The 24,645-nt window shown below is 70.3% G+C and carries 19 protein-coding genes; 8 read left to right on the plus strand and 11 right to left on the minus strand.

Annotated elements, in window-relative coordinates; all coding sequences use genetic code 11:
• Positions 1 to 205 precede the first annotated feature (205 nt).
• The 9 genes from ACFVX6_RS06340 to ACFVX6_RS06380 all read right to left on the minus strand — a co-directional run bounded on the left by ACFVX6_RS06340 (position 206) and on the right by ACFVX6_RS06380 (position 13,383).
• Positions 206 to 343 (minus strand): SapB/AmfS family lanthipeptide, encoded by a 138-nt coding sequence (locus ACFVX6_RS06340; protein WP_389688497.1) that lies wholly within the window; start codon positions 341 to 343, stop codon positions 206 to 208.
• A gap of 1 nt (position 344) precedes the next feature.
• On the minus strand, positions 345 to 2,966 hold the full coding sequence (gene lanKC / locus ACFVX6_RS06345; protein ID WP_389688499.1) for a class III lanthionine synthetase LanKC: 2,622 nt from the start codon (positions 2,964 to 2,966) through the stop codon (positions 345 to 347).
• Between the two features lie 316 nt (positions 2,967 to 3,282).
• Complete coding sequence (locus tag ACFVX6_RS06350) at positions 3,283 to 3,996, minus strand: serine hydrolase (protein WP_389688501.1); 714 nt, start codon at positions 3,994 to 3,996, stop codon at positions 3,283 to 3,285.
• 563 nt (positions 3,997 to 4,559) lie between these two features.
• Positions 4,560 to 5,999: a serine/threonine-protein kinase gene (locus ACFVX6_RS06355; RefSeq protein WP_389688503.1), complete on the minus strand. Its 1,440-nt coding sequence runs from the start codon at positions 5,997 to 5,999 to the stop codon at positions 4,560 to 4,562.
• Complete coding sequence (locus tag ACFVX6_RS06360) at positions 5,996 to 6,805, minus strand: serine/threonine protein kinase (protein ID WP_389688505.1); 810 nt, start codon at positions 6,803 to 6,805, stop codon at positions 5,996 to 5,998. Before ACFVX6_RS06360 ends, ACFVX6_RS06355 begins: the two co-directional genes overlap by 4 nt.
• Positions 6,806 to 7,280: 475 nt before the next feature.
• Positions 7,281 to 9,308: a family 43 glycosylhydrolase gene (locus ACFVX6_RS06365; RefSeq protein WP_389688507.1), complete on the minus strand. Its 2,028-nt coding sequence runs from the start codon at positions 9,306 to 9,308 to the stop codon at positions 7,281 to 7,283.
• A 27-nt stretch (positions 9,309 to 9,335) separates the two neighbouring features.
• A complete protein-coding gene (locus ACFVX6_RS06370) occupies positions 9,336 to 10,808 on the minus strand; it encodes a hypothetical protein (protein ID WP_389688509.1) in 1,473 nt (490 codons plus the stop codon).
• 11 nt (positions 10,809 to 10,819) lie between these two features.
• Positions 10,820 to 12,358, minus strand: coding sequence for a peptidoglycan DD-metalloendopeptidase family protein (locus ACFVX6_RS06375; protein WP_389688511.1), 1,539 nt, complete (start codon positions 12,356 to 12,358; stop codon positions 10,820 to 10,822).
• Positions 12,359 to 12,396: 38 nt separating this feature from the next.
• Positions 12,397 to 13,383, minus strand: a complete 987-nt coding sequence (locus ACFVX6_RS06380; RefSeq protein WP_389688513.1) for an alpha/beta hydrolase — start codon at positions 13,381 to 13,383, stop codon at positions 12,397 to 12,399.
• A gap of 463 nt (positions 13,384 to 13,846) precedes the next feature.
• Here ACFVX6_RS06380 and ACFVX6_RS06385 point away from each other — a divergent pair, with 463 nt between their 5' ends.
• From ACFVX6_RS06385 to ACFVX6_RS06420, 8 genes are all read left to right on the plus strand, one after another.
• On the plus strand, positions 13,847 to 15,385 hold the full coding sequence (locus tag ACFVX6_RS06385; protein WP_389688515.1) for a hypothetical protein: 1,539 nt from the start codon (positions 13,847 to 13,849) through the stop codon (positions 15,383 to 15,385).
• Positions 15,386 to 15,516: 131 nt separating this feature from the next.
• Positions 15,517 to 15,987, plus strand: a complete 471-nt coding sequence (locus ACFVX6_RS06390) for an RICIN domain-containing protein (protein ID WP_389688517.1) — start codon at positions 15,517 to 15,519, stop codon at positions 15,985 to 15,987.
• Positions 15,988 to 16,066: 79 nt separating this feature from the next.
• On the plus strand, positions 16,067 to 17,227 hold the full coding sequence (locus tag ACFVX6_RS06395) for a serine hydrolase domain-containing protein (protein WP_389688519.1): 1,161 nt from the start codon (positions 16,067 to 16,069) through the stop codon (positions 17,225 to 17,227).
• 57 nt (positions 17,228 to 17,284) lie between these two features.
• The gene (locus tag ACFVX6_RS06400; RefSeq protein ID WP_389688521.1) at positions 17,285 to 18,394 is read left to right on the plus strand and encodes an alpha/beta hydrolase; all 1,110 of its coding nucleotides are present in this window, start codon (positions 17,285 to 17,287) and stop codon (positions 18,392 to 18,394) included.
• Positions 18,395 to 18,644: 250 nt separating this feature from the next.
• The gene (locus ACFVX6_RS06405) at positions 18,645 to 18,815 is read left to right on the plus strand and encodes a hypothetical protein (protein ID WP_389688523.1); all 171 of its coding nucleotides are present in this window, start codon (positions 18,645 to 18,647) and stop codon (positions 18,813 to 18,815) included.
• 56 nt (positions 18,816 to 18,871) lie between these two features.
• Positions 18,872 to 19,954 (plus strand): hypothetical protein, encoded by a 1,083-nt coding sequence (locus ACFVX6_RS06410; RefSeq protein WP_389688525.1) that lies wholly within the window; start codon positions 18,872 to 18,874, stop codon positions 19,952 to 19,954.
• Positions 19,951 to 20,904, plus strand: a complete 954-nt coding sequence (locus tag ACFVX6_RS06415) for a nitroreductase family protein (RefSeq protein WP_389688527.1) — start codon at positions 19,951 to 19,953, stop codon at positions 20,902 to 20,904. The genes ACFVX6_RS06410 and ACFVX6_RS06415 overlap by 4 nt, the downstream gene beginning before the upstream one ends.
• Entirely contained in the window at positions 20,901 to 22,082 is a 1,182-nt protein-coding gene (locus tag ACFVX6_RS06420; RefSeq protein WP_389688529.1) for a YcaO-like family protein, read from the plus strand. The genes ACFVX6_RS06415 and ACFVX6_RS06420 overlap by 4 nt, the downstream gene beginning before the upstream one ends.
• A 40-nt stretch (positions 22,083 to 22,122) precedes the next feature.
• Here ACFVX6_RS06420 and ACFVX6_RS06425 read toward each other — a convergent pair whose 3' ends face one another.
• On the minus strand, positions 22,123 to 23,418 hold the full coding sequence (locus ACFVX6_RS06425) for a hypothetical protein (RefSeq protein ID WP_389688531.1): 1,296 nt from the start codon (positions 23,416 to 23,418) through the stop codon (positions 22,123 to 22,125).
• A complete protein-coding gene (locus tag ACFVX6_RS06430; RefSeq protein WP_389688533.1) occupies positions 23,418 to 24,644 on the minus strand; it encodes an amidohydrolase family protein in 1,227 nt (408 codons plus the stop codon). The genes ACFVX6_RS06425 and ACFVX6_RS06430 overlap by 1 nt, the downstream gene beginning before the upstream one ends.
• Between the last annotated feature and the right edge of the window lies 1 nt (position 24,645).

The raw sequence follows: 24,645 nt of genomic DNA on the forward strand, positions 1-24,645 counted from the left end.
CCACCTCGCAGCCGAGGACGGCGGCGGTGCGCCCGCCACTGTGCCGGGCCGCTGCCCGTAGCGCCCGGTCGGCGGCGCGGGCGACGTCGGCAACGTCCTGCGGCTGCGCGGTGTCGGCCGCCGTGTCGGGGGCTCTCATCGGCGGATGCCTCCAGGGGTGTGGTGCGGGCCCGGGCGGCGAACCGCCCGGGCCCGAGGTGACCTGTTAGTTACAGGTCGTGATGCTCAGGCTGCTGTCGCCGCAGAGCAGCAGGCTGGCCCGGCTGCCGCCGCCACCGCCGCCGGTCAGCTCGGTGGCCTCTTCCTTCGGGGTCTCCATCGACTGCAGGTCAAGAAGCGTCATGTCAGGTCCTCTTCTTCTGTCGAGTGGTGCCATGGGTCACGGCCCCGGTCGGGGCCGGCTCTGGGGCCGCCGCGCGCTCGCGCAGCGGCGGGAGGAACGGCAGGTGCGCGCGCCCGCCGGGCGCTGCGCTGCCGAGGGCGAGGAGAGCGCCGGCCGTGCCCGTGGAGAGGTCCATGGACAGCCGCATCATCTGCTCGCCGGGGAAGGCCAGATGCCCCTGGTACGGCACGGCGTGCCGAGCCAGTGCGTCGATCTGGCGGGCTACGGCCTCGGGGCCGGTGCCCGGGCCCGGCGTCGTGGTCCGGGCCAGGTGGAGGATCATTCCGGCGGCGCCGCGCATCAGCCCGGGCTGGGCGTAGAAGGTCGCCTGCGCCGCCCGTACGATCTCGCGCCGAGCCTGTTCGAAGCGCTCGTCCGGGCCGTGCTCCAGCCAGTCGTCGATCACCATGCCGATGCCGACGCTGCCCTCGCCGAGGTACGGCATCGTGCGCCAGCCCTCGTTCACTTGGAGGGTGCCGAACGCACTGGTGACGCAGCGGTCGAGGTCACGGTGGAGCGCCCGGGCGGCCTGGGTCAGGAGCTCCTTGTCGCCGGTGCGTTCGTAGAGCCGCAGGAAGAGCAGGGCGGGGCCGGAGTGGCCGTACAGCAGTCCCGCGCGGGCGGGGCGGCGCTCGGGGCGGGCGAGCAGCTCGGCGCAGCGCAGGGCCGCCGTGTGCAGCTCGCCCTCGCCGCCGGCGGTGCCGAGCGCGTCCAGGGCCAGGCCGATGCCGGCGAGTCCGCCGTGCAGGTCGGGGCCGGAGCTCTCCCAGGGCTGGTGGAGCAGCTGTTCGGCGAGGTCGAGGGCCCGGCCCGGGTGTCCGAGCCGGTGCAGGGTCCAGGCCGTGCCGGCCAGGCCGTCGTAGAAGCCGAGCGGGGTGCCGGACAGCGGTTGCCCGGTCCGGGCGAGCAGCCATTGCTCCGCCTCGGGCCAGGGCCCGGCGCCGGTCTCGGCGAGGGCGTGGAGCACTCCGGCGATCCCGTAGCCGAAGCCGATTCCTCCACCGGCGGTCGCGAACTGGGCGATGTCGCCCGGGACGAACCGGTCCTCGCGCTCCGGGGTGGCGCTCGCGTGCAGCGCGGCGGTCATCGACGTACGGGCGGCGGGCCAGTCCTGCGGTTCGACGGGCAGGTACGGTGCGGGCGGGTGGCCGGCCGGTGCGCGCTGCGGGACTCCGGCCGTGATCTCCTCGACGGCTTCGTCGAGGAACTGCCGCGGTACGGGGAACTGTTCGGCGATGACCGCGGCCAGGTGGGCGGCCTTGGCCCGGTCGAGGACGAGCAGGCTGGTCAACGGGAGGAAGAGGGCGAGCCGCAGGCAGGCGAGGGCGTAGCGGTCGCCGGAGAAGCCGCGCCGATCGGCCGGGGCGACGAAGGCGGGGTTGGCGACGGTCTGCCGCAGCCCCTCGTCGACGTGGGCGGCGGCTTCGAAGTCCAGCAGCGAGACGGAGGGGTCGCCGGTCTCGTCGTCGGCCACCATGATGTTGAACAGGTGGAGGTCGTTGAAGACCACGCCGCGGGCGTGCACGGCGTCGAGGGCCTCGGTGACCTTCCGGTGGATGGTGAGGGCCCACTCGGTGTACGAGGCGAGCTCCGCCGGGTCCGGGTCCGCTTCGATCAGCGGGTGGCGGCGGGCGAAGTAGGTGTTGAGCGGTTGGCCCGCGAGGTGTTCCAGCACCAGGAAGTGGTGGTCGCCGACCGTGAATTTGCCGCGCACCGCGGGGACGCAGTCCAGCCCCGTCAGCCTGTCCAGCGCGTCGTGCTCGCGGTGCAGCCGGGTCACGGCGTCGGCTCCGTCCGCGGCGAGGCCCGCGTACGGCCGCGCCTCCTTCAGGACGACCGACTCGCCGGAACGGGTGTCCTTGGCCACGTAGACGCCCCCGCCGTTGGAGAAGTGCAGCGCCCTCTCCACCGTGAAGGGGAGGCCGGCCAAGGTGAGCGCGGAGCGCGCTTCGAGGTGCGGCTTCAGGAACCCGGGCAGTTCGAGCCACTCGGGCGGCTGGAAGACCGGTCCCCGGCGGTCCGGTACGAGCCGCCCGTCGGGGGCCTCGATCGCCGGGACCAGTTCGCCGCGCTCGTCGTAGCAGTGCCGCAGGGTGAAGCTGCCGTAGCGGAGGTGGACCGGTCCGGCGCCCCAGCGCAGGTCGCTGAGGACGTACGGGCCGGCCGCGCCGGCCAGGGCGGCGTCGAGGTCCTCCGCGATCCGCCGGCACTGCTGTTCGTCGGCCGGGTAGACGGTGATGAACTTCCCGCTCGCCGCGCGGTCGGCGTACTTGGCGTTGCGCAGGTGTAGCAGGTACCGGCTCGGGACGAACTTGAAGGCGATGCGTCGGGCGGTGCAGTACTCGTACACCGTCGTCAGCAGCGATTCGGCGTTGTCCAGCGTGGCCGAGACGTGGATCTTCCAGCCCTGTGAGGGCAGTTCGGCGTCTTCGGGACGCAGCGCGAGCCAGTCGCCGCTCCGGTGGGAGCGCCATCCCGGCGGGACGGGGGCGAGTGCGGTCGGGTAGTCCTCACCGGCCCGCCGGTACGGCGCGTCGTAGAACCACCGGTCGGCGTCGCAGAAGGCGGCGTACCCCTTGTTCACACCTGCTCCCTCGGTCGGTTGCAGTCCCGACCGTGTCACGCCCGGCGGATGCGGCGACAGTCACCGTTGTCACCGACGGGGTGTGCAGTACGCACGAGTCACTTGTCACCACGCTCCGCTGTCCGCCACGGCCGGCCCGGCTTCGGCCTCGTCCCGCCCGGGCCCGTCCCGTCGGACGCACGACACCGGAACCGGGCCGGTTGCCTTCCCTCCTGCCGTGGCATGCGGACCCTCCGGACACCCGCGGCATCCGCGCGGCACCCGCTTGGCCTGCTTGTCGCAGAGGGGACGGCTTGGCCGTTCGGCGTACGGCCGGCTACCCGTCGGTGACGGCAACCCGCGTCAGCTCGGCGAGGTCTTCGACCAGCGAGATGCCGGCCTTCTGCGAGGCCTGGCCGTCGCAGAGCACGGCGAGCAGCAGGGTACGGCCGTCCACCTCCACCCGGCCGATGCTGTTGACCACCCACAGGCCGGTCTCGCTGCGCGCCAGCCAGCCGTTCTTCAGGTACACGGATTCGGACTCGTCCAGGCCCGCCGATATCCCCCAGTTCTGGTCGGGGGCGACCGAGCCCATGAGTCCGCGCAGGTACGCCCGGGCATCGGCGGAGAGTGCCGACTCCTCGCCGAACACTGCTTGGAGCAGACGAAGTTGATCGGCGGCCGTGGTCTGCGTCAATCCCCAGTACGCGCCGTGGCCCGGCGTGGTCTCGGTGAGGCCGAGCCGCAGATTGGCCTTGGCCATCCCCTCCGTGCCACCGATGGCATCCCACAGTGCGCTTGCCGCCGCGTTGTCACTGTTCTCGATCATCACGGTGGCCCAGCGCTGCTCCTGGGCGGTCAGCAAGCGGCCGGCGTCCGATGCTTGCAGGAGCAAGGCGGCAAGAATGTCCACCTTGACGATGCTGGCGGTGACGAAATCACGTTCGACACCGACCCGGACGCTCTCACCGGTGGACAGGTCCAGGACCGCGACGGCGGCGTTCCCCTCCGCGCCCGCCAACACCTCACGGACGGCCGTCTCGACTCTCACCTGCACAGATGCAGTGGGTGATGCGGTCGGCGCCGGAGTGGCCGCGGTCGAGACCGCCGTGGCCAACGTGCCGTCCCGGGGCTCCGAGCGCGCATGCGCGAAGGTGACTCCGCCGGCCAGCGCGGCCAGGGTTGCGAACGCCGCGAGCCGACTGCGCGTTCGCGAAGGGGATCTGTGCAATGCCATGAGGCCGAAGCTAGAAGGGCGGCATGGGGATCACATGGGAGCCACCTCTCGATCTCCTGTGAGAATCCGGGCCGGGCCTCACGGGGCGTTGTCTTTCGCCGTAGACCATGTCGGCGGCCAGCTTGGTGGGGGTGCCCGTGTGCTGCGCGTACGGGGACCACGGCTGTGGACTCACCCGGCCGCTACCGCGAACCTGAGTACGCCCACTGATGCCGATCCGCACCGGCGCCTCCTTCGGCCGGCTCCGACGGCGCCTGGGCACCCTCCTGAGGGACGTCACGTACCCGCGGGACGACGTCGTCGAACTGCACAAGCGGCTGAATCGCGGGCCCTGGAGGAGAAAGCGGAGGCTTGCGTGACGGTACCGGCCGGGAGCGTCAGCTCCCGGTTGCGGGGTGCGGGCACCCCTGCAGCGTCGGGCGGTCCTTCGTGCGGACGGCGGGGAGCCACGCCGTGGGGGGTGTGGAGCCGGGTGGGAGGCGGACGTGGTACCAGCGGGTGGACTGCAGGTCCGCCTCGTCGATGATGGCCCGGCCTTCGGGCAACTGGCAGTCGACGGCGAGGACGTCGCCGTGCCACACCCGGGTCGGTACGACGTTGTCCGCGGCGTACGGGCGCATCGGGTCGATCGCCAGGCCCAGACTGCACTGCGGGTCCCGGTCGGACCGCTCCTGGCAGCCCTTCTCCGCGTTGAACACCCGGATCGTGCCGGCCGCCGCGCCCTCCGGGCCGTCCTGTGCGGAGGAGCTCGACCGTGCCGCGTCCGACCACAGGGTCGTACCGGCGAGCCCGCAGAGCGCGGTGGTGAGGATCGCGGCGCGGGCCCGGCCCCACAGCCGTCCCGCGCCCCTCCCGCGCGTCTCCTGTGCGGCGGTGATGCGGGCGAGCAGGCTCTCGGCGGTGTGCGGGGCACGCGCCGCGTGGGTCGGGGCGAGGCAGTCGGCGGCGAGCTCGCGCCAGAACGGCGGCACGGCCTGGTCCATGCGCAGCGGCGCGCGCCCTTCGCCGTACTCCTGGACGGCGGCGCCGCGCGCCATGGGCGTGGCGCCGGAGAACGGGGAGGCGCCGGAGCCGAACACCTCGTGGATGATGATGCCCAGGGCCCAGATGTCGGCACTCGGCCGGACCTTCACGCCCAGCTCCCCGAGGGGCGCCCGCCAGCGCTCGGGCGGAAGGTAGTCCAAGGTGCCCATGGGGGGCGCGTACCCGTACGTTCCCGTCATCTGGGTGGCGAGCCCGAAGTCCGAGAGCTTCACACAACGGCTGCCGTCCAGCAGGACGTTCTCCGGCTTGAGGTCGGCGTGGACCCAACCCGACCGGTGGAGGTGGGCGAGTCCCTCGCAGATCCCCGCGATCAGCCGGGCGCGGTCGGCCTCGGCCACCCCGGCGTCGAGGAGTTCCCGCAGGCTGCCCGCGGCCCGCTCCATGACCAGCACGATCGCGCCGTCCAGGGCGGGGCGGTCCGGTGCCTCGAGGACGAAGGAGTCCAGGAGGCGGATCAGCCGGGCGTGCCCGGCCCTGCGTCCCAGTTCGACCTCCCGGCGGGCGGACTCCACGATCCTGCGCGTCTGGCGCGGGGCGTACCCGGCGGTCGGCATGATTTTGAGAGCGATGTCGGCGGGTGCCGCGGAGGGGTGCGCAGGAGCCCGGCCGGTCCGGTCCGGATAGCTGTCGGCGGGCCGTGCGGCGTAGACCGTGGACCAGCCTCCGGCCCCGATCAGGTCGGTGATCGTCCAGCCCCGCACCCGGTGGCCGGGCGGGAGCAGGTCCGTTCCGTCGCATTCCGTGATGTCGCGCAGGGTGTGGGGCGTCGTCATCGCGCGGCCTGCCGCTCCCGCCCGCCGGCTCCCGTAAGCGGTGGCAGCAGCGTCAGGTGCTCCTCGCGCACGAGCCCGAACCGCAGGGCGAGCCCGACGATCTCCTCCCGCTTGCCGTTGCGGCGGTCGCCCTTGCCCGGTTCGCGCGGGTCCGAGGCGCCGAGGCGCAGCTTCTCCTCGGCGAGGTAGTCGATGTGCGAGCTGACCGCTCGCGCGGTCAGGGTGGCGCAGGCGACGTGACCCCTGAGCCGTTCGACGATCTGGGGCGTGGTGGGTACCGCGACGCGGGACTGGTCGCGCAGGCGCGGTTCGCAGAGCGCGAGGAGGACGAGGAAGTAGGTGGCCGTCTCGTCCAGCGAGTAGGCGGTGATCGTGAGGCGGCCCCAGGGGGCGCCCATGGCCTCCGGGTCCAGGTAGACGTGATCGGGAGCGAACACCTGGAAGGAGACGGGGACGTCGCTGCGGGTGGGCAGCACGACGCGCGAGAACTCGAACGGGACGGGTGCCCCGACCCGGCGGGGCGGGACCCGCAGGTACTCACCGGCGCCTTCCGGGTTCTCCACGAGGTAGCTGTGGGTGGTGCTGTGGTTCGTCAACTGCCAGTGGTCGTCGGTCACGCGGATCTCCCCGGCGAGCCGGGAGATCGCCGCGTCGGCGAGGCGGAGCTCCACGGGGATCTTCGCGGATCCGCGTCCGAAGCGGGCCACTTCGCCCGGTCCGAGCCGTAACGTCACCGCATCGCCGTACGGTTCGCCGCCGTCGGCGCCACTGCACCCCTGCGGCAGATGGACGACTACCCCGCTCACCGCTCCCCCCGTTCCACGCGTCGTGCCGGACCGACGAGTGGAACAATACTCATCTCTCAAGGGAGTTCATCGGCGCAGTTCAGCCACTTCGGCCGGGACCACCCGTCGGGTCGGACAGCCCGCAACAGCTGCCCCGGGAGGCTCGCCGAGCCCCTTGCCGGGAGGCTCGCCGGCCCTCTCCTCGCGGGCGGCTATCCCTGTGTCCCCGGTCACTCCGGCCCTCTTGCGGCGATGGCGGTTTGGGGTCGTTTTCGACTCTCTGGCGAGCGGTTCGGGGGAAGTTGTCGTGCCGCGGCGAGCGAGCGCGGCATACCGCGACCGCGGGCGGCCGTGCGGGATCGGCCCCTGGCGCCCCCGGTCGCGGACGTCGCGTACGAGACCTGCCGGGGTGGGGAAGGTCACCGTGCCCGGGGGATCACGGCCCCGCGGAACCGCCGTTTCGTCCCTTTCACTTGGCGCGATCCGCACTCCGCGTTCAGAGTGCGGGACGGCCCGATACGACGGGTGCGACCGTCCGGTCGCCGAAAGCCGTCCACGGCCGCCACCCGCCGCTCGGCCGATCCTGGACGCGGGTGCGCATCCTGCCTTCGGTGGTGACGGCGAAGACGTGCGTGCGCCCGGTGGGATCGGACGCGACGGCGGGCGTGGCGGCGAGCCTGATACCGGGCTCCCCGAACTCCCCGCCGGAATCCCAGCTTCCACCGGGGGTGGTCTGCCAGCGGTGGCCGAGCCGGGCGCCACCGGGCGTGAGCGAGAACGCCTCGAGGCGGCCGTCGGCGTTGGCGGCGAACGCCGGGGCGGCGGCGCTCCAGCCGAACATGGGCAGCCATGCGTCCCAGCCTCCGTTCGGAACGGACTGCCGCCGGCTGAAGGTTCCCACGCCCGACGGTCCGATCGCGGCGACGGTGAGCCGGCCGCTGCCGTCCCGGGCCACCCGCGGCGCGGCGCCGGACGCGGTGCCGAAACGCTGCCACGCGGGGGTCCAGGCACCGCCCGGGGTCTCCTGCCACCGGTGGAAGATCCCGGCGCCGCCGGGAGCGAGGGCGAAGACCTCGAGCCGGCCGTCGGCGTTGGCCGCGACCACCGGTGGCGCGCCCGTGGCGCCGCCGAAGCCCGCCTCCCACGGGTCCCAGGCCCGGGATCCCGGTGCCGCTTGCCGCCGCCGGGCGACGGACGCCCCGCCGGGGCTCAGGGCGAACGCCTCCAGCCTGCCGTCGGCGTCGCGGGCGACGGCGGGGGCGGCGCCGGCCGGCCCGCCGAACTCCTCCCAGTCGTACCAGCCGCCGTCCGGCCGCTGGGCCCGGTGGTGCAGCTTGGCTCCCTCCGGGGCGAGCGAGAACACCTCGAGCGCGCCGCCGGCGTTGCGGCCGAGCGTGGGCACCGCACCGGCCGGCCCGCCGAACGTCTCCCACGGAGACCAGGTGTCGGTGTCCGGGTCTAGCTGGACGCGCCGGAGCATCGAGCGGTCCGAGGCGTCGAGCGCGAACACCGTGAGGCGGCCGGCGGCATCGAGCCCGGCCACCGGGTTGTCCGCGCTCTGCCACGGCGGTGGCGTGTCCCGCCACTGGAGGGGCGCCACGTGCAGCCCGTGGCGGAACCAGCCCGCGGCGCCGGCGTACCAGGCGTCCCCGTCGGCGATCACCTCCACGGCGTGACCGGCCACGTGGCCCGCGTACCCGGCGAGGTCGAAGTGGAAGGGATCCCGGGACGCCAGCACGTCCGTACCCTCGTAGCCGCCCCTCGGGCCGATGAACAGGTAGTACCAGCCGTCCCGTTCGACGACGTACGGCGACTCGGTGACCGAGACGGTCGCGTCCGTGGTCGCGTCGGCGAACGCGACGCCCGGCTCGCTCCAGTGCACCAGGTCGGCGGAGCGCCTGTGGGCCACGACGTGCCGGCCGCCCGGGCCGGAGAGTTCCGTGTAGTACATGACCCACTCGCCGCCGGCCCGCAGCACCATCGGGTCGCGGGCCGCGATCCCGCGGAACAGCGGCCCGGACGGCTCGCGCGTCCAGGTGAACAGGTCGTCCGACGTGGCGAGGCTGATCGCGGCGCCGCTCGCGCCGCCGCCCGCGTAGAACATCCAGAACCTGCCGCCGGCCTCGATGACGTGCGGGGCCCACAGGTGCTTCTCGCCGTGGTAGCCCGTGTCGACGGTCAGCGCGTCGGGGTGGGTGGTCCAGGGGCCGTACGGGGCGGGCGCCGAGGCGTGCGCGAAGGAGACCTCCGCGGCACTGTCCGGTGCCTCGCCGGGCGCCGCGCTGTTACCGACGATGCTGAACAGGTGCCACCGGCCGTTCGCCCGGATCAGGGTGTGGTCGTTGAGGTAGCGGCGCCGGCCTGGCGTGGAGGGGTCGTAGACGTGGGTGAAGGAACCGGCGCCCACCCACTGGGGCGCCGTAGCCGGAACGGAGGTCGCTGCTGCCGCACGGCCCGAGAGCGGGAGCACGAGGGCTCCCGCTCCGGCCGCGCGCAGCAGGTGGCGCCTGCTGAACGGATGCACGAGAAGGCTCCAGAGGAACGTTTGCCGTCAGTTGATCGCGGGTCCGGCGGTGTCCTTGAGCCAGCCCCACTGGGACCAGTCGGAGTGGCCGGTCTGCCAGCGGTGGTAGACCCCGGTGGGATTGGTCCCGAAGACCTCGATCCGACCGTCGGCGTTGGCCACGGCAGTGATCTCCGTGCCACCACCACCGAAGGACTCCCACGCGTGGTACGGGCTGTTCACCCCGGTCTGCCACATGTGCTGGGCATCGCTTCCGTTGATCGCGAACACCTCGACCCGGCCGTCCACCGTGCGCTGACTCGTCAACTGCGCGTTCGCAAGTCCACCGGTCTCCTCCCAGCCCGACCAACTCGTGGGACCGGTCTGGTACCGGTGGAAGACACCGACCGGCCCGGAAGCGAACACCTCGAGCCGACCGTCAAGGTTGTGGTCGACGGTCAGGTCATGACCACCGATACCGAAGTCCTCCCAGGGGGACCAACCACCGTTCACGGACGTCTGGTAGAGGTGCCGGAAGACCTCACCGTTGAGGGCGAACACCTCGAGCCGGCCATCCGCCGCCTTCGCCAGCTCGATACGGCTCGCCCCCGGACCGTCGCCAGTCCCCTCCCAGCCCGACCAGCCCCCGTTGGGCGCGGTCTGGAACCGGTGGAACACGTTCTGCGGACCGGAGGCGAAGACCTCGAGCCGTCCATCGCCATTGGAGCCCACGGCGATGTCACTGCCACCCTCGCCGAAGTTCTCCCAGCCCGACCAACCGCCGGAAGGCTGGTTCTGGTAACGGTGCTGAAGGATCTGGCCGTTGATCGCGAACACCTCGAGCCGACCATCGGCGTTCGGCCCGATCGCCAGCTCCGCCCCCTTGGGCCCCGCGATGAACTCCCACGCCGACCATGCGCCGTTGATGTTCTCCTGCCAGGCATGGTGCACACCATCAGCCCCGGCCGCGAACACCTCGAGACGCCCGTCCACCGACCGCGCCGACACCACACGACCCGACTCCGCCGGATACACCAACGGCCCAGGACCAGGCCCGGGGTGGCCAAGACGGTCCACCGCGGCGCGCGCCGTGTCCATGTGCCGCAGATGGTGGTTCTGGTTGTAGGTGGACCAAGGGTTCCAGTCCGTGCCCCCGGAGGATATCCGGAAGGTCTCGTTCGCATTGCACTGCGCGTCGTAGGCACAGGCATCGCTGACTTCGGCGTGCCAGTAGTCGTTGATCTGCCACAGACCACGGTCGGTGGACGGGGGCTTGTTGTTCGTGACGTTGTACGCCTGCGGATTGCAGCTGGACTCCGCCAGGGCGACGGCGACGGCGGTTACGAGGCCCTCGCCCCGGAAGCCCGCGTTGTACCCGACCTCCGCACACAGGTCACTCCCGGCGGCGGCGGAGGCCGGCTGTGCGACGCCGGCCATGATTCCCGCCGCCACGCACAGGAAGGCGAACGCGGCCAGAATGACGCGGTGGGGCGCTCTTCGAGCGCGCTGTGTGGCTCTCATCTGCCTTCTCCTCAGTTGATCGCCGGTCCGGCGGTGTCTTTGAGCCAGCTCCACTGGGACCAGGTGGAGTAGCCGGTCTGCCAGCGGTGGTAGACCCCGGTGGGATTGGTCCCGAAGACCTCGATCCGACCGTCGGCGTTGGCCACGGCAGTGATCTCCGTCCCACCACCACCGAAGGACTCCCACGCGTGGTACGGGCTGTTCACCCCGGTCTGCCACATGTGCTGGGCATCACTGCCGTTGATCGCGAACACCTCGACCCGGCCGTCCACAGCGCGCTGACTCGTCAACTGCGCGTTCGCAAGACCACCGGTCTCCTCCCAGCCCGACCAACCCGTCGGGCTGGTCTGGTACCGATGGAAGACACCGACCGGCCCCGAAGCGAACACCTCAAGCCGACCGTCAAGGTTGTGGTCGACGGTCAGGTCATGACCACCGATACCGAAGTCCTCCCAGGAGGACCAAGCACCATTCACGGACTCCTGGTAGAGATGCCGGAAGACCTCACTGTTCAGGGCGAACACCTCGAGCCGGCCGTCCGGCGCCTTCGCCATCTCGATACGGCTCTCCCCCGGGCCAACGCCAGTCCCCTCCCAGCCCGACCAGCCACCATTGGGGGCCGTCTGGAACCGGTGGAACACGTTTTCCGGGCCGGAAGCGAAAACCTCGAGCCGTCCATCGCCATTGGACCCAACAGCTACGTCACGGCCACCCTCACCGAAGTTCTCCCCACCCGACCAACCGCCCGACGGCTGGTTCTGGTAACGGTGCTGAAGGATCTGGCCGTTGATCGCGAACACCTCGAGCCGACCATCGGCGTTCGGCCCGATCGCCAGCTCCGCCCCCTTGGGCCCCGCGATGAACTCCCACGCCGACCATGCACCGTTGGCGCTCTCCTGCCAGGCATGGTGCACACCATCAGCCCCGGCCGCGAACACCTCGAGACGCCCGTCCACCGACCGCGCCGACACCACACGACCCGACTCCGCCGGATACACCAACGGCCCGGGACCAGGATGACTGCCGGGTACGCAGGGCATGTTGATGCCACGTTCCGCCAGGTAGGGAATCGGGTCGACACGCACGGACGCGCCGGCGTTCCCCCAGACCCGAAGGTGGAGATGAGGCCCGCTGGACTGGCCCTCGCTGCCCATCAGGGCGATCTGCTGCCCGGCGCTCACACGGTCGCCCTCCTGGACGTCCCGCTGGTACATGTGGCCGTACTCGGTGATGGTGCCGTCGGGGTGCAGAATGCGGATCCACTGCCCGTAGCCGGGTTCGTATCCCGAGATGGTCACCTCGCCGTCGCCGACCGCGTAGATCGGGGTGCCGCGGTCGTTGGCGATGTCGATGCCGTTGTGCTCCCAGCTGTAGTACTGGGTGATGTCGCCGGCGGCCGGGCAGGCGGCGGCGAAGCCGGCGGCCCTGGCCGGGACCGGGGAGGAAGCGGTCTGCGCCCCGGCCGGTGAGGCGACGGCGAGCCCCGGTGCAAGGATCACGGTCAGCGCGAGAAGAATCCCGAGCACCCGTCCGGGCAGCTGCCCGGACATGCCTCGGGAAGCGACGGACATCATGCGAGGTCTCCCCGTCACGCCTTGCGCAGGCGGTCGATGATGCCGTTGATGTCGTCCTGCAGCAGATTCCGGCGGACGTAGTGGCCGCCGCCCACCTCATGCTGCTCGTAGGGGATTCCCGCGCGGTCGAGGTTCCACTTGAACTCCCGCTGGGTGGCGAGCACCAGTGTCTCGTTGGCGTAACCCTGGATGTCCTCGGGGCTGGTGCCGGCGACCAGGAAGACCCGCTTGTGCCGGTAGCTCTCGATGCGCTCGCACGGGTTGTCCGCGCTGACCCGGGCCTGGTCCCAGAAGGGCACGCCGTAGATGCTGCCGCCGTTCAGTTCCACGGCGGCGGAGGAGGCGTTGGCCCAGTGGGTCACCAGGTCGCCATTGCCCCCGCGCAGGTTGGCCGGGCCGGAGTGGGCGCTGACCGAGGCGAAGTGGCCGTAGTACTTGGCCGCGTACTTCAGGGCGCCGAAGCCGCCCATGGAGAACCCGGAGACGGCACGGCCGTCGTACTCGGCGTAGGTGCGGAAGTTCGCGTCGATCCACGGAATCAGCTGCCCGATGTGGAAGTGCTCCCAGTTCCGGGCGCCGATGTTGGAGCTCACCGCGTTGGAGTACCAGCCGGCGCGCCCGCCGTCGGGCATCACGACGATGAGGTCCTTCCAGGCCGTCAGACCCCGGATGTCGTGGAACCGGTCGAAGGTGATGAAGTCCTCCAGGCCGCCGTGGAGCAGGTAGAGGACGGGGTAGCGGCGCCCGCTGGTGTGGTAGCCGTCGGGGAGCAGCACGTTGACGGCCGGGGTCCAGCCGCCGATGGCGGAGGTCTGGAACCGGTAGTACCACATCCGGTGATCCTGCTCGTTGCGTTCCGTGATGTGCAGGTCGGGACCGTCGCCGACCGCCGAGGCCGCCGACGCCGCCGCGAGAACGCCGCCGGCTCCCAGGGCCACCGCGGCGGTGAGCCCGCCGGCGGACTTGAGGATGCTCCTGCGGGTGGGTTCCTGCGTGGTCAAGGTGACCTCCTGTGGGCGAGCTGGCTGGGTATCCGGCTGCCGCCCCAGCGGCACCGGCGGTTTGGAAGCTAGCGATCCCCGCCCGGGAGGAGTATCCGGAACCTTACGGACTGACAGAACCGGCTCGCGTCCTCTAGGGCCCGCGTGATGCCGTGACGGCAACTCGCCTGCTGGAAGGCCGGATCACCGAGGGTGCCCGCACACGAAGAACGGGTCTGAGGGGCAGAACGTCGCGAGCCTTAGCTGGAGGGGTCGCGGGTGACCATCCGTAATTCTCCGGATCCCCCGGGCCGTGTCCCTCTCGGTAGTTTTCGGCGCCATCACACCGTGACCCGGCGCGACCGCGGCGGGTCCCCCTTTTCCGTAAGTGCCTCGTACCGCTACCGACCAGGAGCCCGTTGTGAGCGCACACCATCCCTCCCGCAGGGCGCTTCTCAGAGCCGCCGGTGGACTTTCGGCTGCGATGTCCCTCGCCGGCGCCGGCGTCCTCGCGTCGGGATCCGGGGCCAGTGCCGCCGGAAACGGCACCGGTCTCCGCTCCGCCCGGTCCATCCAGTCGGACGTGGGCGGCCCGATCACCCGCGACGAGATCCTTGTCCGTGCCCAGCACTGGGTGGATCTGAACGTCTACTACAACCAGGACGACTCCCACCCGGACCTGGACGGCAGGCGCTACCGCACCGACTGCTCGGGCTTCGTCTCCATGGCGCTGCACTTGCCCTCGTCTCCCAGTACGGTCACCCTGTCCGAGTTCCTGGACCCGATCGCCTGGGAGGATCTGAAGCCCGGTGACGCCGTCGGCACCCTCGGGCCGGGAACCGGCGGCGACGCGGGACACGTCGTGCTGTTCGCCGGCTGGGCCAACCAAGCGCACACCCGCTTCTTCACCATGGAGGAGATGGGCGGGGCGGGGTCCGTCAGATATGAGCGGCCGATCAACTACACCACGAGTGGCGGCCAGTTCACCGCCAAGCCGTACCGCTACAAGAGGGTTGTCGAGGCTCCTTCCCACCACGCCGTCAGCCCGGCCGAGACGGGCCGTGTGGTCTCGGCACGGTCGGCCGACGGACGGCTGGAAACCTTCGCGGCCGGAGCAGACGGGGTGTACCACGCCTGGCAGACCGAGGTGAACGGCGGCTGGTCGGCCTGGCGGCCGCTCGGCGGTCCGCGCAACGCGCAGATGGCGATCGTGCCCAACGCCGACGGCCGGCTGGAGTTGCTGGCGATCAACGGCGATGTGGCCGAGCACATCTATCAGACCGGCCCGTCCGGGGACTGGTCCGGCTGGCAGGGATTCGGCACCGGCGGTCGGTACATCGCCGCCGGAACGAACGCCGACGGCCGTATCGAGGTCTTCGCTTCCGGACCGAAGGGCATTTACCACAGATACCAGACCGCGCCGAACGCCGGCTGGTCGGGCTGGGAATTCACCGGTGGCGGTCCGGTCGACGCCCGTCTGGAAATGGGAAAGTCCCCCGACGGGCGCCTTGAGGCATTCGCTCTCAACGGCACGGTTTTCGAGCACCAGTACCAACTCGCCCCCAACGGTGGTTGGTCCGCATGGGAACATTTCGGAGGCGGCGGCCACGATCTGACGGTGGACCACAATGCCGACGGGCGCCTCGAGGTGTTCGCCTCCGGACCGGAGGCCATTTTCCACCGATACCAGGAAAGCCCGACCGCCTGGTCGGGCTGGGTAAGAACCGGCGGCCCGGGCAACTCGAAGCTCACCAGCGAGCGCACCGCCGACGGCCGGGTGGAGGTCTTCGCGATCAGCAATGAGATCGCCGTCCACGCCTGGCAGACCGGGATCAACGCCCCCTTCAGCGACTGGGTCACCATCGGCACCGGCGGTACGGACATCACCGCCGCCACCAACGCCGACGGCCGCATGGAGGTCTTCGGGACCAGCCATGCGGGCGTCTACCACACCTGGCAGACCGGCTTCACCGACTGGGCCCAGTGGGCGTGGCTCAACGGCTCCGGCCCCGCGATCAGCTGACGGTGGTGGGCGGCGGGGCCGGGGCAAGCCCCCGCTGTCACTCCGGATGGTTCCGGGTGCCCTGTCCCCTCCCCCGACTCCTAGCTTGTGGCCCAGCCAGTCCCACGGACACGAAGGAGACAACGGATCACATGCGCGTCACGAAAACGCTTCTGCTCGGCGGGGCCCTTGCCCTCACCTCCCTCACCCAGGCGGCCGGCGCCCTGGCCGCCACCTCCGGCTCTGCCGGCCGGGCGGGGACGTACGACGTCGTCCAGTCCTTCCAGAACCAGGCCACGGGCCAGTGCATGGACGACACCGGCAACGGCTTCCGCCCCTGGAGCTGCAACGGCTCGAACGCGCAGCGGTGGAGCGTGAAGGTCTGGGGTGACGGGACGCGCCAGTTGATGAACATCAACACCGGCCGCTGCATCGAGAACACCAACAGCACCTTCCACACCGCGAACTGCAACTCCAGCCCGGAGCAGAGCTGGTGGGTCCAGGCCTGGGCCGACGGCACCGTCCGCTTCCAGAACCAGAGCACCTCGCGCTGCATCGACGACAGCTCCCAGGGCTTCCGCACCTGGACGTGCAACGACCTTGCCTACCAGAGCTGGTCCTGAGCCCGTTGGTGAGGCACGGCGAAGCCACCCCCCTCCCGTCAATTCCGGCAGACGATTCCCTCCACGAGGAGCAGGTTCGATGAAGTTGAAGCTGACCGCGTTACGGCTCTCGCTCGTCCTCGGTGTGGCCGGTTCGCTCCTGGCGGTGCCCACGGCCGCACAGGCGCAGACCCAGGCGCAGACCCCGGCCCAGGCAGCCGCGGACCACTCCGCCACACTCGCGGCCCTGAACGAGCTGAAGGCGGGCGGCGGTCCCGGGGCGGGCGTGTACGCGGGAACACGCGACGCCTCGTGGAACCTCTCCACCGGCACGGCCACCATCAACACCAACGATCCGATCGGCCCGGACGAGTACTACCGCGTCGGGAGCCAGTCGAAGACCTTCACCGCCGTCGCCGTACTGAAGCTCGCGGAGGCCAACGGGATCGGCCTCGACGACCCCATCGAGCAGCACCTGCCCGGTGTGGTCTCCATGAACGGCCACGACGGGAACCGGATCACCATCCGGCACCTCCTCCAGCACACCAGCGGCATACCGGTGAACGGCCTCCCGCTCGCGCAGGCCCGCCCGGACGGCTCGTACACGCTCGCGGCCCTGGTGAAGGACGGGCTGCGCTTCGCCCCGGCCTCCCAGCCGGGCGCCGCCTTCCAGTACTCGAACACCAACTACGAGATCCTCGGCATGCTGATCGAGAAGATCACCGGTCTGCCGATACACCAAGCCGTCACGCAGCAGGTGATCCAGCCGCTCGGCCTGGCCCACACCCGCTTCCCCGCGCCCACGGACCGCGCCGTGCCGAGCCCGGCGATCCACGGCTACCGGGGTACCCGGATCGGCTCGTTCTTCTTCTGGTTGGACGGGACGGCGTTCGAACCGTCCACCTTCCACGCCTCCGGCGCCGTCATCTCCACGCTGCAGGACATGACCGCCTTCTACCAGGCCATCGTCGACGGCACGGCGCTCTCGCCCGCGAACCTCGCGGAGATGGAGAAGACCTTCGAGCTCGGGCAGCCCGGCTCGGGGAACGGCTACGGCCTCGGGATGCTGAAGATCGCCCTGCCCTGCGGCGGCACGGCCTGGGGACACGATGGAGCCGTCCCCGGCTACTACTCGCAGACTCTCGTGACCGAGGACGGGCGGCACGCCTCCGTCATGACCAACGCCCATCTCGCCACGAACATCCCGGGCGCGCAGATGTACAAGACCCTCACCAGCGCCCTGTGCGAGACGGCGTCCTGACCCTGCCCCTGCCCCTGCCCCGCCACAAGACCAGCCTCACAGAAGGGGAGAACCACCGTGCGATCCCTACGCACCGGCGCGGCCGGTTTCCGTGCCACCATACGGGCCACCGCGCTGACCGCCGCCGCCCTGGCGACGGTCGCGGCGACCGCCCTCACCGGCTCCGCGGCCCACGCCGCCGGTGTCGCCGACGCCCCCACGATCCCGGCCTTCACCGACGGGCAGGGTCTGACCCAGGTCGCCGGAGCCACCGAGGTGCGCTCCGAGACCGACTTCACCCTCACCGTCACCACGCCGCAGCTCTCCGGCCGGCACAAGGTGCGCGTCTTCCTGCCGAGCGGCTACTACGCCGAGCCGGGCAAGCGCTGGCCTGTGACGTACTTCCTGCACGGCGGTGGCGGCAACGTGAACGACGCCGCCGCGGCCCCGGCCCTGCGGGACGACCGGATGATCACCGTCGTACCGGACGGCGGCCTGAAGGGCTGGTACGCGAACTGGCACATGCAGAACACCGCCGAGGGCGCCGCCAATTGGGAGACCTTCCACCTCCTGCAGGTGGTCCCCTTCATCGACGCCAACCTGCGGACCCTGCCCGACCGCGGCCACCGCGCGGTCGTCGGCCTGTCCATGGGCGGCTTCGGGGCCCTGCACTACGCCCAGGCCCGCCCCGACCTGTTCGGGCGCGTCGCCTCCCTGTCCGGGGGCATCGACTTCGGCCTGTGGGAGGTCCGTGCCGCGGTGCTGGCCACGGAGCTCAACGTGACCGGCGCCTGGTGCGCCTCCACCACCTCGGGTACCGGCGACTGCACCGGCTACGGACCGGTGGTGGACAGCGACGCGATCTTCGGCTCGCCGTACGCGATCTTCAACGACCGGATCTGGAACGAGGTCAACCCCGCCTCGCTCGCCAATCTGGGCAAGCTCGCCAACACCGGGGTCACCCTCTACACCGGAAACCAGGGTCTGATCGACGGCAAGACGGCGGTCGCCTCCACCAACGTCGCGAACCGCCTGAACCAACTGGGCATCCCGAACCGCTTCGTCAACTACGGCAACGGCTCGGCCCTGTCGCCCACTTGCAAGGGCGACCACACCTACGGCTGCTGGGCCCCGGCCCTCGCCGACTACATCCCCCGCCTCGCGAACGAGTTCGCCCAGGCCGGCTGAAGCGCCCCGCTCAGCCAACCCGCTCATCCCCCACCCCACCGGGCCCGCACCAGCGGGTCCGGTGGGGTGCCATCGGACCGGAGCGCCAGTTGCTCTTGGTCGACAACCCGCCACCAGGGCTTTCTTCCTTCCTGACCCGGCGTCTACGCAAACTCGCAACAACGCCACTTTGGCTGCATATTGATCATTTCATTTACCAGCACCCATGCCCCTCATTGACAGCCCGCCGAAACCTGCTGAGACTGTCGTCATGGAAGAAATGAAGATCGAGATTGTCCAGGCGTCCAAATCTGCGAATGAAGCCGCTCTCCACGTCGAATCCGCGGAGACTTCCGGGGGCATCGACGCGCTCTTCGAAGAGGTCGACCTGTTCTCGACCGCTCTGATCCAAGGTGGCTGCACCGACGGAGTAACGCTCTGACCTCCCACTCCTCCTCAACAGACCACGCTGCTGCGCCAGTTGCAGCATGTCGGTTGGTGGCGCACCCACTCGTGCGCCTCGAACCGATAGGTCCGGGGCGCTGGCTGCTGAGCCGCGAAGATCGATTGCACGGGCACCGGGTCTCCGCGGTCGCGGCGGCCGCTCTGGTCAGCGCATTCGCAAAAACCGGCCGGAACGAGTTGACGTCCACTATTTCGACTTGGACATCATCAAAGGACTCCGCCGAGAAAATCCTCGATTGGCTCATATTCGAGGCATACCTCGTCGATTGCTCCGACAATGAGGCGGCAGACACCGCAGCCTCGCTCAACCAGTGGAATGCGAACGGATGGCGGGCGGCTGCCCGCTACCACGCCCGCACTTTCGGGTACCCCTTCGAGTTCTACGCATCGGATGGGAGCAGCGCGGAAGACTTCCGCCGGATGGTCGCGTACAACCAGCAGCAACCCGATACCGACCGGGCCCGAGGGCGAATCGTCGATGCGGACGTCAGCCATCCTCTGCCTGACCCGGCTGCCGAGTTGAACGAGGCCCGTTTCGGCACCGTCGTCGGAGGGGCGGCCCTCGGGCGGAAGTTGAACCGCGATGCCGTCCTGGACCTGCTGTCCCTGCTCTCGCGGCCGATCCGCGCCGATGGCATGCCGTACGCCCAAGCCGCGCCACTGCTTCGAAAGACCAGTCCGTCCGGCGGAAGCCGGCACCCCACGGAGTTGTCCCTCATCACCAGCGGGTTGCCCGATGTGCACGACGGTGTGTACCAGGTGGCGTCGGTCGACGGCGTGCTCGACTCGGTCGACAGCGTGTGGACGCCGCCTGCGGACTGGCTGAGCCTCTTGGGCCTGGCTGCCACGACCGGTCCCTGGGCGCTCGTTCTCTACAGCTCGTTCTTCGAACGCAACCGCTACCGGTACCGCGAACCGCGGACGTTCCGCACCGTACACATGGACGTCGGGCACTTGATGACCACGTGCGAGTTCCTCGGGCGTGCCAACGGCTGGCGGGTGCGGCAGGTCCAACACCTGAACGGTCCGGAGATCGCGGCGCACCTCGGGGTGGACCCATACGTCGAGTGCCCCATGTCGGCCACCCTGTTGACGAGCCTTGAGAGGCCGAATTGACCAAGCAGTGGTCCCCGATGCTGGTGATCCGTCCCGAATCCGGCTCGGCTCGCTTGGAAGACTCGGAATCCCGCCTGACCGAGACGGTGAACCCGGCGGCCCTGGCCGAACAGATGATCGGCGGGTCGGCCGCCATCGGGAGCATGGCTCCGAGCGAACCCCACCTGTCGGATCCCGTCCGTGCTGACTGGGTGGCCGGAGGCTGGCGGCCCAGCCTCGAATACTTCGACTGGTCGGAAGAGGGCCGGGTCGGGGCCATCCGCGAAGAACCCGTGGAGGAACCGGCGGAGGAAGCGGTGGAGGAACCGCTGGCCAACACCACGGCCGCGGACTGGCGGTGGGGGGAACTGGCCGGTCGCGCTCCTGCTTCCGAGCGCACCGTCGGGGAGGTGCTCGTTCACCGCCGTACGGCACGTTCATACGACCCGAAGGGGCTCGACCAATTGGCCTTCGCGGGCATTCTTCACGACTTCGCGGCCTTGTTGGACGGCACCGTCGACACGGGCGGATTTCGGCTCGGACTCCGGTTCACGGCCATCGTGTACGGCGTCGACGGCCTGACGCCGGGCGTGTGGAGCCTCGGCCTGAAGAACGAGGTGGCGACCCTGGTCCGCCCGGCGGAACTGCGCCGGGTCATGTCCGACCTGATGTGCGGGATGCAGGCGGCGGAAACAGCCGGCGCCACCGTGGTCCTGGTCGCGGACTTCCAGGAACGACAACAGCGGTTTCCATACGAGCGGGCTCTGCGCGAACTGTACGTCGAGGTCGGGCGGATCGCGCAGTGGTTGATACTCGCGAGCGAAGCGCGCGGTGCCGGCTGTTTGATCACCCCCGCAACCAACGACAAGGTGCTGTGCGACGTGCTCGGTCTACCACCTGGGCAAGCACCCGTCTACACCATCACCTTCGGGCCGCGGAAGCCCGTCCGGACCGTCGCGGGACAAGCATGAGCCTGTTCGAGAGTGCCCACCGGGAAGCCTGGGATTACCAACGCTTCTCCAGCCCGTTCCACGGGTTGTACGGCTCGGTGGTCATAGCCGATGACGACGTACTCGGGGTGGCCTGGGACGTCGATCCGCACTCGGCCGGGGTACGGGCACTGGGTGAAGCGGTCGAACGGTCCGCGCTGTACGAGACCCCCCTCGAGCAGATTCGCGGCCGAGCGGCCGGCCTCGGTCCTGCAGCGATCAGGCTTGACGACCGAGTGACGTTCAGCCCGCAACAGCGGGCCGAAAGCCCCCGGCTCACGGTCTTCGACTGGGACGAGGACACCGAAACCACCTGGACCCCGATGCGCGCGCCTCGTGGCGAGCGGCTGGTGCCGTACGACGTCGCGCGCCGACGGATCGGCGACGCCGACCCGCTGCGGCCCAAACCCATGACGTCGATCGGCACCGCCTGCGCTGCCGATGCAGAGACGGCGCTGGGGCGGGCGTTGCTCGAGGTGGTCGAGCGCCATGCCGTCGCCTCGGCCGTGTACCGAGGCACCCCGGCCTCCCTCGTGGATGCGGCACGGTACGGTGCGGGCGACATCGTCTCGGTCTTGGGCACCGACGCGCCTTTGCGCGTCGGCCTGATCGACTCGGGTGTGCCGGGAGTTCGCGTGGCCATCGCCGCGATCTCCGGTGTTCGGGGAGACCTCCCGCAAGCCGGATTCGGGTCCGGTGCGGGTCTGTGCGTCGAGGACGCGGTGCGGGCGGCCGCGCTCGAAGCCGTACACGTCTTCCACCTCGGCTGGCGGCTGATGCGGCGCGGCACGCCGGCGGATCCGGTCCCCACGTCGGTCAACCAGCGGACTTTGTGGTGGGCCCACTACGGTCTGCCGCACATTGACGACTACTTCACCGCCGAAGAAGTCGAGGTGCCCGCCGGAGCGGACGCTCGGCACGGGTCGCCGGTCGCGCGCGTGGGAGACTTCCTCGATGACCACGGGTACGACTGGGGCTACGCGGACATCACTCCGCCGTGGGCCTCCGGAGTAGTGGTTGCCCGCGCCGTCGTGCCGAGTTTTCTACACCTTCAAATCAACGAATTTCCATTCTTCGTGGCGCCGCGCTTCCAGACCGTGGTGAACGCGTTCATGGAGCGGACGTCCGCCGGCATGGTCGTCCCGCACCCGTTCGTCTGACACTGCGCATCAACCGCCCAGCGCTCTCCGGGTATTCGCCTCACGACTCGCCGCGTGGCCTGCCGACCACCGCCTCGCCCACCACGGCGGCCGAGCGGATGCCGTTCCCCAGTCCGGTGGTGGTACCGAACCCACCGCCCATCGGGCAGAACGAGAGTCCCCGATCGACACTCACCAATGCCATGGCTTCGAGCGCCGCGCCGACTTCCTTGAGCGCAGTCGCGTAGACGATCGAGTCGTAGGAATGGGCGGGGCGGTCGTAGTCCAGGGTGAAGAGGATCATCGCCTGGATCGTGTCGCCGGAGATTCCGGTCAACCGCTCGGCCAGTCCGAACCATCGGGCCAACGCCGGGGCGGGTCCATGGGCCGGGGCGAGGTCGTGGCCCAGGGCATCGTACTCATACGCGCCCCGGGCAAGGTCGCTGACCTCACCGGCGAGGACGACCGCCGAGAGTCCGGAGAGCGCCCCGCCGTTCGGGATCGCACGCCATGCCCGCTGGCTCGTGGCGGTGCATTCCAGCTTGCGGATCCGGAGCGACGAGTCGAGGAGGGCGCTCAGTTCGGCTCGCCCGATCGGGGCGCCGCCGTGGTCGCGCACCGTCGACCGGGCCGAGACCGCCTCGCGCAAGGTCAGGCCCTTCGAGGCGTGCACGTCGTGGTGGAGCCGCAGGCGGTGCTCCCCCGCGGGCCGCGGCACGGCGACACCGGGGTGGAACGGTCGGGGTTCCCTCTTGGCACCGTAGTCCCCGAAGCTGGTATCCATCCGTGTCGCCGTGTGAAAGACCGAGTCGTGGAACTCCCACGTGGCGGTGACATCGGCCGGCTCCGCGGTGACCAGGAGCCGAGCACGGCTCATCAAACCGAGCAGTTCGTTCTCCACCTCGCCGACGTCGCCGAGGTCCACCTGCGCGATCAGGCGGGCGGCGAATTCGGCGGCCCGTACCGAGGCGAGGACGATCCGATCACCGGAACCGTTGCCGCTCAGCTCGGGCCCGTCGGGGCCGAGCCGGAGATGTGTTGCCGGCCGGGGACGCACCGGATGCACCCAACCGCTTTCGGGTCCGCGGCGGACACTGCGGGCACCCGGCTCGTGCCGGGCCATCACCTGCTCGTCGTGGACGACCTCGGCGGCGAGGACGCCATGCTGATCGAGGTTGGTCAACACCGTACGGCCGACGGGAGACAGGGAGTCCGTGTCCCCGTTGATGTGTGCGAGTACCTCGCTCGCGGCGTCCCGGGGCACGCTGATCACCGCTTCGAACGTTCGGCGCGACAGCGCGAGCCCTCTGTCGTCGAGGACGATGCTCCACCCCGGAGCCGTGCTCCAGCGTCTCATCACGACCTCGGCGTGAGCACCGTGCCCGGGGCCGGGTGCATCTCAAGCCCCTGCGCACGCCATGGGGAGTCGAGCCGAACCAGGCGACCGCGCTGGATCACTGCCTCCACCTCGGCGCAAGCGGAGACGTCAGTGAGCGGGTCGGACCTCAGCAGGACGATGTCAGCCGGAGTGCCGATCCGCAGCGTTCCCAGTTCGGGGCGCCGGAGCGCCTCGGCGGCCGCGCTGGTGGCTGCCGCGAGTGCCTGCCGAGCGGTGGCACCCCATTCGACCATCGTCCTCAGCTCGCGGGGCAGCGCGTCGAACGCCACACCGGCGGCGCCTGCATCGGTACCGGCGATGAGAGTGACGTCGGCCGCCAAGGCACGCTCGAAACTGCGGCGGGCCTCGGGGAACTGCCGTACCGCCCGGTCCACCAGTTCTTTCCCTCCCGGTCGGTTCCATCTCTGCGGCTGCTCGACGATCGACCGAAGCGCCGTCGTCGTGGGGCAAAGGGCCGTGCCCTGCTTCGACATGACGTCCGCGGTGGTGTCGGAAATCGCGAAACCGTGTTCGAGGGTGTCGCAGCCGGCCTCTACGGCCGCATCGATCGACCGTTCCGAGAAGTTGGCGTGCACGGCCACGGGAACATCCAGCCAGTGCGCCTCCGCGACCGCGTTCCTGAGCTCTTCCGGACGCAGTTCCACTCGGTGCGCCGCGCTGCGCATGATCAGTTTGATCACGTCCGAGCCGTTGGCCACGTTTCGGCGGACCAGGGCGCCGATGGCGGCCGGCCCTTCAGACTCGACACCCATCCAATGGCCGTGCCCGCCCACGGCTGTGATGACCGGTCCGGCCGTGAGAGGGCGCGCGCCGACGAACAGATCCCTCGACCATGCCGCGCGAACGGCGTACCCGACGTCCCGTGGAGCGCCGAGGTCCCGGACCGTCGTGATGCCGTTGGCGAGCGCGGTCGCGAGGTTGTCGACGGCGGAAAGGGTCATGGTCGTCGTGGTGATCTCCGACCATTTCGACGCGGTCCGTCCGTGAGGATCGCTCGTCGCATGGACATGCATGTCGATCAGGCCCGGAATGGCAAACAGGCCAGTCCCGTCGACAGTGGCCTGCATCGTGTCGGGTGTTGCGGCTATCAGTCCGTCGCTCACAGACAAATCGCCGGGGATGGCATGACCGGAGGCCGGGTCCACGATCGTGCAACCCGTGACGGTGAACGTGGTGGTGGACACG

Origin of the sequence: Streptomyces sp. NPDC058289 (assembly GCF_042880975.1) — a bacterium.
Lineage (GTDB): Bacteria > Actinomycetota > Actinomycetes > Streptomycetales > Streptomycetaceae > Streptomyces > Streptomyces stoeckheimensis.

What these genes read in the sequence shown, in the direction of transcription:
- ACFVX6_RS06340 (WP_389688497.1), bottom strand. Translation starts at nt 343, where the DNA reads ATGACGCTTCTTGACCTGCAGTCGATGGAGACCCCGAAGGAAGAGGCC.
- ACFVX6_RS06355 (WP_389688503.1), bottom strand. Translation starts at nt 5,999, where the DNA reads ATGACGACGCCCCACACCCTGCGCGACATCACGGAATGCGACGGAACG.
- ACFVX6_RS06370 (WP_389688509.1), bottom strand. Translation starts at nt 10,808, where the DNA reads ATGAGAGCCACACAGCGCGCTCGAAGAGCGCCCCACCGCGTCATTCTG.
- ACFVX6_RS06375 (WP_389688511.1), bottom strand. Translation starts at nt 12,358, where the DNA reads ATGTCCGGGCAGCTGCCCGGACGGGTGCTCGGGATTCTTCTCGCGCTG.
- ACFVX6_RS06385 (WP_389688515.1), top strand. Translation starts at nt 13,847, where the DNA reads ATGTCCCTCGCCGGCGCCGGCGTCCTCGCGTCGGGATCCGGGGCCAGT.
- ACFVX6_RS06390 (WP_389688517.1), top strand. Translation starts at nt 15,517, where the DNA reads ATGCGCGTCACGAAAACGCTTCTGCTCGGCGGGGCCCTTGCCCTCACC.
- ACFVX6_RS06395 (WP_389688519.1), top strand. Translation starts at nt 16,067, where the DNA reads ATGAAGTTGAAGCTGACCGCGTTACGGCTCTCGCTCGTCCTCGGTGTG.
- ACFVX6_RS06405 (WP_389688523.1), top strand. Translation starts at nt 18,645, where the DNA reads ATGGAAGAAATGAAGATCGAGATTGTCCAGGCGTCCAAATCTGCGAAT.
- ACFVX6_RS06420 (WP_389688529.1), top strand. Translation starts at nt 20,901, where the DNA reads ATGAGCCTGTTCGAGAGTGCCCACCGGGAAGCCTGGGATTACCAACGC.
- ACFVX6_RS06425 (WP_389688531.1), bottom strand. Translation starts at nt 23,418, where the DNA reads ATGAGACGCTGGAGCACGGCTCCGGGGTGGAGCATCGTCCTCGACGAC.